Annotated in this window: 15 protein-coding genes; 3 read left to right on the forward strand and 12 right to left on the reverse strand. The window is 67.9% G+C overall.

Annotated features, from left to right (window positions below):
- Positions 1-4 precede the first annotated feature (4 nt).
- The 7 genes from ACTJLF_RS03025 to ACTJLF_RS03055 all read right to left on the reverse strand — a co-directional run bounded on the left by ACTJLF_RS03025 (position 5) and on the right by ACTJLF_RS03055 (position 6,174).
- A complete protein-coding gene (locus ACTJLF_RS03025; RefSeq protein ID WP_354408936.1) occupies positions 5-787 on the reverse strand; it encodes an enoyl-CoA hydratase/isomerase family protein in 783 nt (260 codons plus the stop codon).
- A complete protein-coding gene (locus tag ACTJLF_RS03030; protein WP_354408939.1) occupies positions 784-1,770 on the reverse strand; it encodes a Bug family tripartite tricarboxylate transporter substrate binding protein in 987 nt (328 codons plus the stop codon). The genes ACTJLF_RS03025 and ACTJLF_RS03030 overlap by 4 nt, the downstream gene beginning before the upstream one ends.
- A 134-nt stretch (positions 1,771-1,904) precedes the next feature.
- Positions 1,905-3,371 (reverse strand): malonyl-CoA decarboxylase, encoded by a 1,467-nt coding sequence (locus tag ACTJLF_RS03035; RefSeq protein WP_440882460.1) that lies wholly within the window; start codon positions 3,369-3,371, stop codon positions 1,905-1,907.
- A gap of 28 nt (positions 3,372-3,399) precedes the next feature.
- Entirely contained in the window at positions 3,400-4,068 is a 669-nt protein-coding gene (locus tag ACTJLF_RS03040) for a GntR family transcriptional regulator (RefSeq protein ID WP_019652355.1), read from the reverse strand.
- A gap of 139 nt (positions 4,069-4,207) precedes the next feature.
- Positions 4,208-5,041 (reverse strand): prolipoprotein diacylglyceryl transferase, encoded by an 834-nt coding sequence (lgt, locus tag ACTJLF_RS03045; RefSeq protein WP_019652354.1) that lies wholly within the window; start codon positions 5,039-5,041, stop codon positions 4,208-4,210.
- Between the two features lie 57 nt (positions 5,042-5,098).
- On the reverse strand, positions 5,099-5,368 hold the full coding sequence (locus tag ACTJLF_RS03050; RefSeq protein WP_019652353.1) for a hypothetical protein: 270 nt from the start codon (positions 5,366-5,368) through the stop codon (positions 5,099-5,101).
- Positions 5,369-5,400: 32 nt separating this feature from the next.
- Positions 5,401-6,174, reverse strand: coding sequence for an SDR family oxidoreductase (locus ACTJLF_RS03055; protein WP_440882461.1), 774 nt, complete (start codon positions 6,172-6,174; stop codon positions 5,401-5,403).
- A gap of 144 nt (positions 6,175-6,318) precedes the next feature.
- On the opposite strand from ACTJLF_RS03055, the gene ACTJLF_RS03060 reads away from it, so the two are divergent.
- Entirely contained in the window at positions 6,319-7,260 is a 942-nt protein-coding gene (locus ACTJLF_RS03060; protein ID WP_019652351.1) for a LysR family transcriptional regulator, read from the forward strand.
- A gap of 18 nt (positions 7,261-7,278) precedes the next feature.
- On the opposite strand, the gene ACTJLF_RS03065 is transcribed toward ACTJLF_RS03060, so the two are convergent.
- Complete coding sequence (locus ACTJLF_RS03065) at positions 7,279-7,845, reverse strand: hypothetical protein (RefSeq protein WP_440882462.1); 567 nt, start codon at positions 7,843-7,845, stop codon at positions 7,279-7,281.
- A complete protein-coding gene (locus ACTJLF_RS03070) occupies positions 7,842-8,810 on the reverse strand; it encodes a LysR family transcriptional regulator (protein ID WP_132798036.1) in 969 nt (322 codons plus the stop codon). Before ACTJLF_RS03070 ends, ACTJLF_RS03065 begins: the two co-directional genes overlap by 4 nt.
- A 100-nt stretch (positions 8,811-8,910) precedes the next feature.
- Here ACTJLF_RS03070 and ilvD point away from each other — a divergent pair, with 100 nt between their 5' ends.
- Complete coding sequence (ilvD, locus tag ACTJLF_RS03075; protein ID WP_019652348.1) at positions 8,911-10,605, forward strand: dihydroxy-acid dehydratase; 1,695 nt, start codon at positions 8,911-8,913, stop codon at positions 10,603-10,605.
- A 107-nt stretch (positions 10,606-10,712) separates the two neighbouring features.
- Here ilvD and ACTJLF_RS03080 read toward each other — a convergent pair whose 3' ends face one another.
- Positions 10,713-11,543, reverse strand: coding sequence for a DUF3592 domain-containing protein (locus tag ACTJLF_RS03080; protein ID WP_440882463.1), 831 nt, complete (start codon positions 11,541-11,543; stop codon positions 10,713-10,715).
- 58 nt (positions 11,544-11,601) lie between these two features.
- The gene (locus ACTJLF_RS03085) at positions 11,602-11,856 is read right to left on the reverse strand and encodes a TIGR04438 family Trp-rich protein (RefSeq protein ID WP_019652346.1); all 255 of its coding nucleotides are present in this window, start codon (positions 11,854-11,856) and stop codon (positions 11,602-11,604) included.
- Positions 11,857-11,960: 104 nt separating this feature from the next.
- Between ACTJLF_RS03085 and ACTJLF_RS03090 the strand changes: the two genes are divergently transcribed.
- Positions 11,961-12,275 (forward strand): c-type cytochrome, encoded by a 315-nt coding sequence (locus ACTJLF_RS03090; RefSeq protein WP_019652345.1) that lies wholly within the window; start codon positions 11,961-11,963, stop codon positions 12,273-12,275.
- 24 nt (positions 12,276-12,299) lie between these two features.
- On the opposite strand, the gene ACTJLF_RS03095 is transcribed toward ACTJLF_RS03090, so the two are convergent.
- Entirely contained in the window at positions 12,300-12,800 is a 501-nt protein-coding gene (locus ACTJLF_RS03095) for a LapA family protein (protein WP_126182024.1), read from the reverse strand.
- Between the last annotated feature and the right edge of the window lie 152 nt (positions 12,801-12,952).

Consider the following 12,952-nt stretch of genomic DNA (forward strand, 5'->3'; position numbering starts at 1 on the left):
GGCTTCAGAAATTCGGGGTGCGCTTGGCAAGGAAGGCGGCGATGCCCTCGCGGTGTTCCGCGGAATCGGCGTAATCGTAGGCGGTGGCCAGCAGGCCGTGGGCCGAAGGTGCGCCGGCGCGCAGCACGGCGAAGGTGGCCTTGTGCAGGCGCGCGGCCTGCGGGGAGAGCGCGGCGATGCGCTCGGCGTGCGACTGGGCAGCGAGCGGAACTTCGTTGTCGGGCAGCACCTGCAGCAGAAAGCCTGCGTCGTACAGGCGCTGCGCACCATGCACGCCGGCGGCCAGCAGCATGTCGCGCGCGAGCACGTCGCCGATGGCGCCATGGACCAGCGCCGCTTCGCGCGGCGCCATCGGGAAACCGAGCTTGGCGATGGGCGCACCGAACTTCGCGGACGCGCCGGCCAGGCGGATGTCGCAGCAGCTCGCGATCTCGATGCCCGCGCCCATGCAGGCGCCCTCGATCTGCGCGACCAGCGGCAGCGGGCAGTCGAGCATCGCCTGCAGTGCAGCCCAGACCTCGTTCTCATGGAACTCGCGCAGGCTGGGCTCGCTGAAGCGGAACGACGGGTACTCGGAAATGTCTCCACCCGCGCAGAAGGCCCCGCCCTCGCCGCGCACGATCACGCAGCGTAGTGCGCTGTCGCCGTCGCTGCGCAGGCCGTCGAACACTGCGCGCAGTTCGCGCCACATGGCGCGCGTCATGGCGTTGAGGCGCCCCGCGTTCGACAGCGTGACGACCGCGATGGCGCCTTCGCGGCGCAGGGAGATGGCGCTTCCAGTCGTCATTCGAGCTTGGCGCCCGAGGCCTTCACCACCGCGGCCCAGCGCTTGATCTCGGCATTGACGAAGCTGCCGTAGGCGGTGGTGGTGAGGTTCGGGATCTCTGAACCGTTCTGGGCCCAGATGCCCTTCAGGTCGTCGGTGGCCAGCGACTTCTTCATGTCGTCGATGGCGCGCGCCTGCGTGTCGGCCGGCGTGCCCTTGGGCGCCCACAGGCCGTACCAGGTGGTCACGGTGTACTCGGGCAGGCCCACCTCGGCGGCGCATGGCACGTCGGGGAAGGCCGGGTTGCGCTTGGTGCCGGCCACCATCAGCGCCTTGATCCGGCCGCTCTTGATGTGCTGCGCCGAGGAGCCCAGGCCGTCGAACATCAGGTCGACGTTGCCCGAGATCAGGTCCGACAGCGCCGGGCCAGCGCCGCGGTACGGAATGTGCGTGATGAAGGTGCCGGTCTGGATCTTGAAGAGCTCGCCCGCCAGGTGGTGCGAGGTGCCGGAGCCGGCGGAACCGTAGTTGAACTTGCCGGGGTTGCGCTTCGCCAGCGCGATGAATTCCTGGATCGTGTTGGCCTGCACCCGCTTCGGGTTGATGACCACCACCTGCGGCACGTTGGCCAGCAGCATCAGCGGCACGAAGTCTTTCTCGATGTCGTAGTCGAGCCTCGGGTAGATGGACGGCGCGATCGCGTGGTGCACCGCGCCCATGAAGAGCGTGTAGCCGTCGGCCGGCGCCTTGGCGGCGATGCTGGCGCCCAGCGTGCCCCCTGCCCCGCCGCGGTTGTCGATGACCAGCGTCTGGCCCGCGACGCGCGAGAACTGCCCCGACAGCGGCCGCGCGAAGGCGTCCGTGCCGCCGCCGGCCGGGAACGGCACGATCATCGTCACGGGCTTGGTCGGCCAGCCCTGCTGGGCGCGCGCGGCACCGCACAGAACGGCCGCACCGGCGGCGGCCACGCGCAGTACGTCGCGGCGCTGAAAGCTTGGGTTCATTTGTCTCATCTCCTGTGTGTCGTTGTGGATCTTGCCGCCCCGTGCGGCTGCCGGCCGTTTTGCGCACCGGCTCTTTGCTCTGCTTCGACTTCCTCTACTTCTTCTACGTCCTCTGCTTGCTCTTTCGGCGGACCTCAGCCTTTCTTGAAATACAGGCTTTCCACGTCTCCCGATACTGCCACCCTGCCCTCGGCGAGCCAGGCGCGGTGCTTGTCCAGGCGCTTGAGGTCATAGAGGTAGTTGACCATGAGTCCGTAGGACTGCTTGTGCCCCTTGGGCGAAGGATCGCCCGCCCAGTTCAGGCGCTCGACGCGCGCGCCGTTGCCCAGGTGGAAGCGCGCCACCGGATCGGCCGGCGTGCCGTCGACCAGCGCGCGCCCGAGGTATTCGGCCGCAGCCTGCATCAGCCACTGGCGCAGCGGCGACTTGGCGTCGAAGCTGGCGGCGCCATCCGCCGCGGCGAGCAGCCGTTCGGCCGTGGGAGGCAGCGAGCCGACCAGGCGACCCAGCTCGGCCTCGCGCTTCTCGTCCAGGCGCGGCAGCAGGTCGGCTGCGTTCTTCACGAGCCAGGTGCGGAAGCCCGGAATGGGCGAGAGCGTGGCGAAGGTCTTCAGCCGCGGCAGCTCTTCCTGCAGCGTCTCGACCACGCGCTTGATGAGCGAGTCGCCGAAGCTCACGCCGCGCAGGCCGTTCTGCGTGTTGCTGATCGAATAGAAGATGGCCGTGGTGGCCCGGGCGGCGGGCACCGGCACCGCGGTTTCGTCGAGCAGCGGCGTGATGCCGTCGCTGATGCGGTCGACGAGCGCCACCTCGACGAAGATCAGCGGCTCGTTGGGCAGGCGCGGATGGAAGAAGCCGTAGCAGCGGCGATCGCTGTCGTCGAGCCGGTTCTTCACGTCGGACCAGCTCTTGATGTCGTGCACCGCCTCGTAGCGGATGAGCTTCTCGATCAGCGACGCCGGCGAATCCCAGTCGATGCGGCGCAGCTCGAGGAAGGCGACGTCGAACCAGGTGGAGAAGAGCTGCTCTAGCTCCGCGTCGAGCGCGAGCAGGCGCTTGTCGGCCTTCAGGCACGGCAGCAGGTCGGCGCGCAGGTCCACCAGGAAGCGCATGCCCTCGGGCTCGACAGCGAAGCGCTGCAGCAGGCGCATGCGCGGCGACACCAGCGCGCGGCGCAGGCGCAGCTCGGCCTGGCCCTCGTCGGGCGTGCCGACGGCTGCCTGGTGCTGGTCGCGTGCCGCCTTGAGCTTCTGCGCATCGGCGGCGAAATGCTCGCTCATGAGTGCCCAGTAGTCGCGGCGCTCGTCGGCCGTGGCGGCGCGGTAGGCGTCGGCAATGGCATGCGCGCGGCGGCCGCCCTCGACCTCGCTCACGCGCGGGTCGATCACGGCCTGCAGGTCGGCCAGCACACGGCGCAGCGCGCGCGGCGACAGGGCCTCGTCGGCCTTGCGCAGGGTGGCCTGCAGGCGTTCGGAGGTCGTGCGGACGCTGGGCTTGGGCGCATTGCGCGGAGCGCTCTTTGCCGCGCCCTCGGGCGCCATGGGCACTTTGGATTTCTCGCCAGAACGCAGCCGCGCCTGGAACCATTCGGTCGCACTCATCGGGGCACTCCAATGCTTGGAAGAATCGTCACGACATCACCCTGGACTTCTGCTGGCGCGCGACCTCGCGCAGCGCCTCGCGCTGGCGGGTCAGGTGCGTGCGCATGGCGGCGTCGGCGCCTTCGCTGTCGCGCGCCTTCAGCGCCGCGAACACGGCCAGGTGCTCCGACAGGCTCTGCTCGAGCCGCCCCGGCGCATGCAGCTGCTGCAGCCGGGCGAGCTTGAGGATCTTGCGCAGGTCGCCGATGACCTGGGCCAGCCACCTGTTGTCGGCCAGCTTGATGATCGCCTCGTGGATGATGTGATTGGTGGCGTAGTAGTCGTTGATGCGCTTGGCCCTGGCATGCCGCACGAGACGCTCGTGCAGCGCGTCGAGCTCCTGCAGCTCGGCGTCGCTGGCGTTGCGGGCCGCCTCGTAGGCGCAGCGGCCTTCGAGCAGCGCGATGACCGGGAAGATCTCGTCGAGGTCGCGCTCGGTCACCTCGTTGACGAAGCAGCCGCGGCGCGGCTCGTGGCGCAGCAGGCCCTCGGCCGTGAGCACCTTGAGCGCTTCGCGCAACGGCGTGCGCGAGATGGAGAGCCGCTCGCACAGGGCGATCTCGTCGACGAAGCTGCCGGGGGCCAGCGAGCCGTCGAAGATCTGCTCGCGCAGCGTGGCGGCGACTTCGTCGTGCAGGGAGTTGGGGACCAGGCGCATGGATCAGGGCCGCATAATTTCCTGTAATTACGCGTAATTCTGAGCCTGCCCACCGGCCGGCGCAAGTGCCGCGCGTCGAATGAGCGGCGGGTAGTTACCCTTAAGACAAAGGGCCCCGAGGGGCCCTTTTCGTGGAAGCTCAGGCGCGCGCGGCGGTGGCCGTCTTGCTGCCGGTGCGGCCGAACCACAACCACAGCCCGATGCCCGCGATGATCATCGGGATGCTCAGCCACTGCCCCTGGCTCAGGTTGAGCGCTCGCAGGCCGAGGAAGTCGTCGGGCTCGCGGAAGAACTCGGCCACGAAGCGCAGCACGCCGTAGCCGATGAGGAACACCGAGGCCACCTGCCCCTGCTTGCGCTCCTTGCGCGCGTAGAGCCACATCACGACGAAGAGCAGCAGCCCCTCCAGCAGGAACTGGTAGACCTGCGAGGGATGGCGCGGCAGCATCGATCCGCTCTGCGGAAACACCATGCCCCAGGGCAGGTCGGGGCTGCTGAAGCGGCCCCACAGCTCGCCGTTGATGAAGTTGCCCACGCGGCCGGCCGCGAGGCCCGTCGGCACGCAGGGCGAGACGAAGTCCATCACCTGCCAGAACGGCCGCTTGCGCGAGTGCGAGAACCACACCATCGCACCGATCACGCCGAGCAGCCCGCCGTGGAAGCTCATGCCGCCCTGCCACACGTAGAGGATCTCGAGCGGATGCGTGAGATAGAACTCGGGCTTGTAGAAAAGGCAATAGCCCAGCCGCCCGCCGACGATGACGCCCATCACGCCGAGGAAAAGAATGTCCTCGATGTCCCTGCGCTGCCACACGCCGGCATCCACCAGACGGCGGAAAGGCTCGTGCCGCAGGCGGCGCGTGCCGAGGAAATAGAACAGCGCGAAGGCGGCCAGATAGGTCAGGCCGTACCAATGGATGGCCACCGGCCCGATTTGCAGGGCGATGGGGTCGATATGCGGATACATGAGCATCCGCGGATTGTGCCCCGGCCGGATGTCGGGGCCGAGGCGGGGCTTTTCAGACGGGAATCAGCGCCCGAACTTCCACCACACGAGCCCCGCGACCACGGCCGGCACCGCGAAGATGAGCAGGAAGATCGGCAGTTCCTCCGCCACCGAATAGCCGGCCTTGATCACGCCCACGGCCATGTTGATGCCCGCGCCTACGAACCACGCCGGAATGAACCACCTGGCCGCCACGGCCAGCGCCGCCGAAGAGCCGTCGCCCAGCAGGCGCCCGGCCAGCAGGAACACCGCCAGCAGCACGAAGCCGCCGCCCATCACCAAGATCGTGTGCATGTCGCTCGTCCTCCTCGCGGCACCTTGCCCGATCAGCGCGTGGTGTAGCCGCCGTTGGCGAAGATCGTCTGGCCGGTGATCCACCAGCCCTCGGTGACGAGGAAGCGCACGATGGGTGCGATGTCCTCGATGTCGGTCAGGCCCTTCTTCGAGAACTTGCTGAGCGCGGCGGCGCTGCTGTGGTACTCCACGGCCTCCTTGCTCTCCTGGCCGTAGAAGAACGGCGTGTCCATGGGGCCGGGGCCGATGGCGTTGACCGAGATGCCGCGCTCGCCGAACTCCTTCGATGCGGCGCGCGTGTAGTGCTCCACCGCGGCCTTCGAGCCCGGGTAGATCGCATAGAACGGCGTGTAGGCCGCCAGCAGCGAACTCACCAGCGTGACGATGCTGCCGCCATCGGCCAGCGTGCGGCCGGCCTGCTGGATGAAGAAGAAGGCGGCCTTGGCATTGGCGTCGAAGCTCTTGTCGTAGTCGGCCTCGGTGACCTCGAGGATCGGCTTCTTGATGACCACGCCGGCGGTGTTGATCGCGATGTCGACCTGGCCGAAGTGCTTCACCGCCTTGTCGAACAGGCCGACGCAGTTGTCGACCACCGAGAGGTCGCCCTGCACCAGCAGCGTGTCGGCGCCCTTGGCCTTGAGTTCGGCGGCGGTCTTCTCGGCATCGCCGCGCGAGGCGTCGCTGTTGTAGTGGATGGCGATGCCCCGGGCGCCGCCATCGACCAGCTGGTGGCCGATGAGGGCGCCGAGGTTCTTGCCGCCGCCGGCGATGACGGCGACCTTGTTCTTGAGCGTACGTGCGGACATGGAATGACCTCCTTGGTTGAAGCTCGGATGTGTGACTGGAGCGGCCAGTCTATTGATCGCCTCCGCACAGATAAATAGGTCATTCAAGGCTAGACTGTTCAGAATTTCACGAACAATCCGATTCCTTTCCGCCTTTCCCTCTCCATGGACCGCATCGAGCTTCTCCAGGTCTTCGTGCGCGTGGCCGAAACCGGCAGCTTCACGCGCGCGGCCGACCGTCTGGGCCTTCCGCGCGCCAGCGTCACCACCGCCGTGCAGCAGCTCGAAACCCGCCTCGGAACCCGCCTGCTCCACCGCACCACACGCCGCGTGGGCCTCACGCCCGACGGCGAAGCGACGCTGGAGCGGGCTCGCGCGCTGGTGGCCGACATGGACGACATGGAGCAGCAGTTCCTCCCTGCGCGCGGCCAGGTGAGCGGCCGCCTGAAGGTCGACGTGCCCAGCCGCATCGCGCGGCTGCTGATCGCTCCGGCACTGCCGGACTTCTTCGAGCGGCATCCGGCGATCGAGCTCGAGCTCGGCTCGACCGACCGCGCCGTGGATCTCGTGCTCGAGGGCATCGACTGCGCACTGCGCGTGGGCCCGTTGACCAGCAGCAGCCTGGTGGCGAGGCCGCTGGGGCACTTCGCGCTGATCAACTGCGCGAGCCCGGCCTACCTGGAGCGGCACGGTACGCCGCGCACGCCTGCCGACCTGCCGGAACACCTGGCCGTCAACTACGCCTCGCCGACCAGCGGTCGCGCCGCGCCCTGGGAATGGCTCAGCGATGGCGAGATCGCGACGCTGCGCATGCGCAGCCAGGTGGCTGCGAACAATGCCGAGACCTACATCGCCTGCGCGCTGGCTGGCCTGGGCCTGATCCAGATCCCGGCCTACGACGTGCGCGAGCACCTCGCGGCCGGCGAACTCGTCGAGGTGCTGCCCGACGCGCGCGCCGAGCCGCTGCCGGTGCAATTGGTGTACCCGCACCGGCGCAACCTGTCGCGGCGCATGCAGGCCTTCGCGGGGTGGCTCGAAACGGTGCTGGCGGATGCGCTCGACAAGCCAGCGCCGCCTGCGCCGGGCCGGCCGCGAAAGGCGCGTTGACCGATCAATGGGACCGGCTCAGGGCTTCGACTGGGCCGCGCGTCCGTAGGGTGCGCTGCGGATGAACCTGAACTCGCCGTCGCGCAGTTCGTAGAACTCGACCACGTCCTTGCCGCTGCTGTTCGAGCTGTCGATGTCGCCCGCCTGAACCAGCAGCCGGCTCGACAGCCTGTAGATCAGTTCCTGGCCGTCTTCCTTATCGTACTGCGGCTTCAGCGGATACACGCTCATCAGCGCGAACGGCATGCTGATGGCATGGCCGGTGCTCGCATCGATCACCGCGCCCACGTTGCAGCCGCCCGTGCCGCAGCCCCATCGCGTGACGATGTAGCGGCCGGCGAAGCTGGGCTTTCCGGTGGCGATCGCCTCGCGCAGCCGGGTGCGGTAGCTGCGGGCGAAATCGCTGTCGAGCACCAGCGGATGGTTCTTGCCGGTGTAGGGGGCATCGGCCGGGTAGTCCTTGAACTGGGGCACTGTGGGCGGCGTCTGCGCCATGGCCGTCGACGCGCACAGCGCAGCGGCCGCCATGGCGGACCGCAGGCAACGGGCCAATCGGCTCTGTCTCTGGCTTTGTCTCTTCGTCATCGTTCGACCTCCTCTTCTCGATGCTCCGGACCGCCGCCGCGCTCGCGCACGAAGTCGACGAAGCGCGCAAGCGCCGGATCGACGGCCCCCTCGGGCCATACCAGGCTGGTCTCGCAGCCGGGCAGTTCCGGCGGACTGCGGCGTCGCGCGGCCGGCGCGAACTCCTCGGCGCGACGGTACACCACGCCCGCACGGCGGAACTGCGTGACGCTCTCGGGCACCCAGGCCACGCCGATGCCGCCCGAGACGAGGTTCACGATGGTCTGCATCTGTATGGCCTCCTGCCCGAGCTGCGGCGTGCGGCCGGCAGCGTGGTATAGGTCGAAGATGGCGTCGTGCAGCGAAGGCACGATGCGGCGCGGAAAGATCACCAGCGGCTCGGCCAGCACGTCGGCCAGCAGCAGCTTGCCGGTACGCGCGAGCGGGTGGCGCTCGGGCAGCGCCAGCACCAGAGGCTCCTGCGACACGGCGAGGCGCGCAAGGCCCGGCGGCGCGGCACCGGGCGAATGCAGCATCAGGCCGGCGTCGATCTCTCCGCGTGCGAAGGCTTCGAGCTGCACGTCGCCCGTAGCCTCGACCAGCTCCAGCGCCACCTCGGGGCACAGGGCGCGGAATTCGCGTACCCAGGCAGGCAGTTGCTCGAAGCCCACCGTCGAGACGAAGCCGATGCGCACGCGCCCCACCTGCCCCGCGGCCGCAGCGCGCGCCCGTGCTGGCAGCGCTGCGGCGCGCGCCAGCAGCTCGCGCACGTCGGGCAGCAACGCCTCGCCGGCGGGCGTGAGCGCCACGCGCCGGCGGGTGCGGTCGAACAGCACCACGCCCAGCGTCTTCTCGAGCTGGGCGATGGCCTGCGTGACCGGCGGCTGCGTCATGTGCAGCCGCTGCGCGGCGCGGCCGAAGTGCAGTTCCTCGGCCACGGCGACGAACTGGCGCCAGGCGCGCAGGTCGATGAGTGCTTCATTCATATGCCGAGCATATCAATCGATGATTGAAAATGGATTGGAAGCAATCAATCAGAAGTCCGATACTTGGGCTCCCCGATCTCCCCACGACCCAAGAGACACCATGGACACCAAGCCAATCCAGATCAACCGCCGCAGCGCCAACATCGTCGAAGGCAAGAGCCGCGCCCCCAACCGCTCGATGTTCTACGCCATGGGCTACGAGGAAGGCGACTTCAAGAAGCCGATGGTCGGCGTCGCCAACGGCCACAGCACCATCACGCCCTGCAACTCGGGCCTGCAGAAGCTGGCCGACGCGGCCATCGCAGGCATCGAGGAAGCCGGCGGCAACGCGCAGGTGTTCGGCACACCCACCATCTCCGACGGCATGGCCATGGGCACCGAGGGCATGAAGTACTCGCTGGTCAGCCGCGAAGTCATCTCCGACTGCATCGAGACCTGCGTGGGCGGCCAGTGGATGGACGGCGTGCTGGTGGTCGGCGGCTGCGACAAGAACATGCCCGGCGGCATGATGGGCATGCTTCGCGCCAACGTGCCCGCCATCTACGTCTACGGCGGCACCATCCTCCCGGGCAGGTACAAGGGCCAGGACCTCAACATCGTTAGCGTGTTCGAGGCCGTGGGCCAGAACGCCGCCGGCAACATGAGCGACGAGGACCTGAAGGAAATCGAGAAGCGCGCCATTCCCGGCACCGGTTCGTGCGGCGGCATGTACACCGCCAACACCATGTCGAGCGCCTTCGAGGCGCTGGGCATGTCGCTGCCCTACTCCTCGACCATGGCCAACCCGCACGACGAGAAGCAGAACTCGGCCAAGGAATCGGCCAAGGTGCTGATCGAGGCGATCAAGAAGGACCTGAAGCCGCGCGACATCGTCACCAAGAAGGCCATCGAGAACGCCGTGGCCGTCATCATGGCCACCGGCGGCTCGACCAACGCGGTGCTGCACTTCCTGGCCATCGCGCACGCCGCGGGCGTGGACTGGTCCATCGACGACTTCGAGCGCATGCGCAAGAAGGTCCCGGTGATCTGCGACCTGAAGCCTTCGGGCAAGTACCTCGCGGTCGACCTGCACCAGGCCGGCGGCATCCCGCAGGTGATGAAGGTGCTGCTGAACGCGGGCCTGCTGCACGGCGACTGCATCACCATCAGCGGCCAGACCATCGCCGAGGTGCTGAAGGACGTGCCGGACGTGCCGCGCGCCGACCAGGACGTGATCCGCACCATCGACAACCCGATGTACGACGAAGGCCACCTCGCGATCCTGAAGGGCAACCTGTCGCCCGAGGGCGCGGTCGCGAAGATCACCGGCCTGAAGAACCCCGTCATCACCGGCCCGGCGCGCGTGTTCGACGACGAGCAGTCGGCGCTCAAGGCGATCCTCGACGGCAAGATCAAGGCCGGCGACGTGATGGTGCTGCGCTACCTCGGCCCCAAGGGCGGCCCGGGCATGCCCGAGATGCTGGCGCCGACCGGCGCGCTGATCGGCGCTGGCCTCGGCGAGAGCGTGGGCCTCATCACCGACGGCCGCTTCTCCGGCGGCACCTGGGGCATGGTCGTGGGCCACGTGGCGCCCGAAGCGGCTGCCGGCGGCACCATCGCCTTCGTGAACGAGGGCGACTCGATCACCATCGACGCACACCAGCTCAAGCTCGAGCTGAACGTGCCCGAAGCCGAGATCGCCAAGCGCCGAGAAGGCTGGAAGGCGCCGGCTCCGCGCTACACGCGCGGCGTGCAGGCGAAGTTCGCGTTCAACGCATCGAGCGCAAGCTCGGGCGCGGTGCTCGACAAGTTCTGACCCCTGCATGAAACACCGGGGAACCGGCTTTGCCGGGCCCTGGTGTCGCCGCCCAGAGGGAATTGGCGAAGTGACGCGAAGTGCACGGAGCCTGGGGGCGACCCCATCTAAGCCATCATCCAGGCACCGTAGCCGAAGGCGATGAAGCCGAGGCCCACGATTGCGAGGATGCTGCGCGACTGGAAATCCATCGCCGGCGGCAGGCTCTGCACGAGAAAGTGCAGGATCGCGCCGGCGCCGATGGTCGTGAAGCCCGCGCCGAACTGCTTCATCGGGCTCGGATCGGGCCACAGGAACACGAGCGCGAAGCCGGCCAGGAAGACGAGGTTGGCGAGCACGGTACCGCGCGTGCGCCAGCGCTTCTGGCCTGGCGTGGCTTCGCGCGGCTGCGGCCGGGTGTAGATGCCCTGCTTCTCGCGCGCTTCACTGCGCGCCATGCCGATGAAGAACAGGCCGAACATCGCGGGAAAGGCTCCGAAGATGCCCAGCCCCCAGACGCCGCCCCACATGTTCTGGAAATCGGCCACCAGCGCCTGCGCGGGGTCGGCCACGCGGTAGCGCACTTCGACCGGGTCGCCCCATTCCTTGTCCGCCAGGCCGCCGCCAAGGCCTTTCACGCGGCGCTTCTGGCCATCGGGCGTGACGTATTCGACGACCGGCGCGCGCGACACCGTGACGCGGCCCTTGCTGTCCTTGCTCTGCTCGTCGACGAACTCCACCAGGCTGCCCTGCACGCTGGCAGTGCCGGCGATCGACTGGTAGCGGCTCCAGCCGAGCGAAGCAGCACCGTAAAGGCCCGCGCAGCCGATGACCAAGGCGCCCACTCCCACGGCCCAGAAGAAGTTCCTGAGCCACCCCACGACCCCGCCGATGGCCGGGCCGAGCACCAGCGAAAGTCCGAAGACGATCAGCGCGCGGGTGGTGGCTTCCTCGTCCATGGCACGCCTGCGTGATGCATTCGGTGCGAAGACCCGGGGCCGGGACGAGAGAGGCCGCTCAGCGGCGCGGGCGCTGCCCGTTCGTGGTCTTGATGCCCATGTTGTTCTTCTGCCGGTCGATGCGCTCCTGCTTGCGGCGGTTTTCGCGCTCGACGATCTTGCGCTTGGTGTAGCCCGACGAATCGGCCCAGGCCCACCACGCGACGGCCATTGCGAACGGCGACAGCACGATCCACCAGCTCCAGGTGGCGACCATGCCGATCTCGAAATACTTGAGGGCCAGAGCAAGCAGGCCCAATCCCAGAAACCACATCGCGAATCCCTCGGGGTTGTATTGGCAACGCATCCGGTGCCGTGCACGGCACTACCTACAATCGCGTTGAGACGAATGTAACTCAGCCCCTAACAATTACACCCATGAAAAGAGTCTTCCTGCCGGCAGTCCTGGGCCTCGGCCTCACCGTGCTCGCCGCGCCTGCCTTCGCCGATCTGGCGCTGGCCACGTCGAAGAACTGCATGAGCTGCCATGCGGTCGAGCGCAAGGTGCTCGGCCCCTCGTTCAAGGACGTGGCTGCCAAGTACAAGGACGACAAGGGTGCCGTCGACACCCTCGCCAACAAGATCATGAAGGGCGGCTCCGGCGTGTGGGGCCCGGTGCCCATGCCGGCGAACAACCAGGTCAGCGAGGCCGACGCGAAGAAGCTCGCGGCCTGGGTGCTGTCGACGAAGTAAGCCCGCCCCCGGGCATCGGCCGCGTCAGATCTGCGGGTTGATGTCCACCGGCACCGGCCGGCGCTCGATGCGGTCCTCTAGCTGGCCGATGTGCGCGGCCAGGGTGTTGTCGGTCTGGTCCGAGCGCAGGCGGATCGCCGTTTCGAGCTGCTCGAGCCGCGCGAGGATCGCCGACTGGCGCTCTGCGTTCTGCGCCATGTGCTTGTTTTCCTGCGCCTCCAGGAAGTTGCGCAGCTCGGTGAAGCGCGAGGCTTCCGCCTTGTCGGCCAGCTCGCGCTGGGCCTGCATTTCCTTGGTGTGGCGCTTGGTGTCGATCAGCACCGAGCTGTGCAGGTACAGCACGTAGACGAGGAAGAAGGCCGCCAGCACCGCGGTCAGCCCCAGCATGATCAGGCCCAGCGGGGCCGATACGGTCATGAAGCCCAGCCACACCTCGGTGGGCGTGGACAGCGTGCCCCAGTTGAGCGCGGCAAGCGCCACGATGAGCAGCACGACGACGAAAAGAAAAGCGGATCTCACGCCCATTGCAGGCCTCCTTCGGAAAGATCGAACACATCTGGGACCCGCGCGCTTCGAGGCGCACGGTGATCCGATGGTTTTACCTCAGCGAAGAGCCGCGTTCGGCGCAAATGGCCGCATAAACGGCCATGTCCTACAGCACTACTGCTCAATTCGTC

Source organism: Variovorax sp. 22077, assembly GCF_052044195.1.
GTDB classification, from domain to species: Bacteria; Pseudomonadota; Gammaproteobacteria; order Burkholderiales; family Burkholderiaceae_C; genus Variovorax; species Variovorax atrisoli.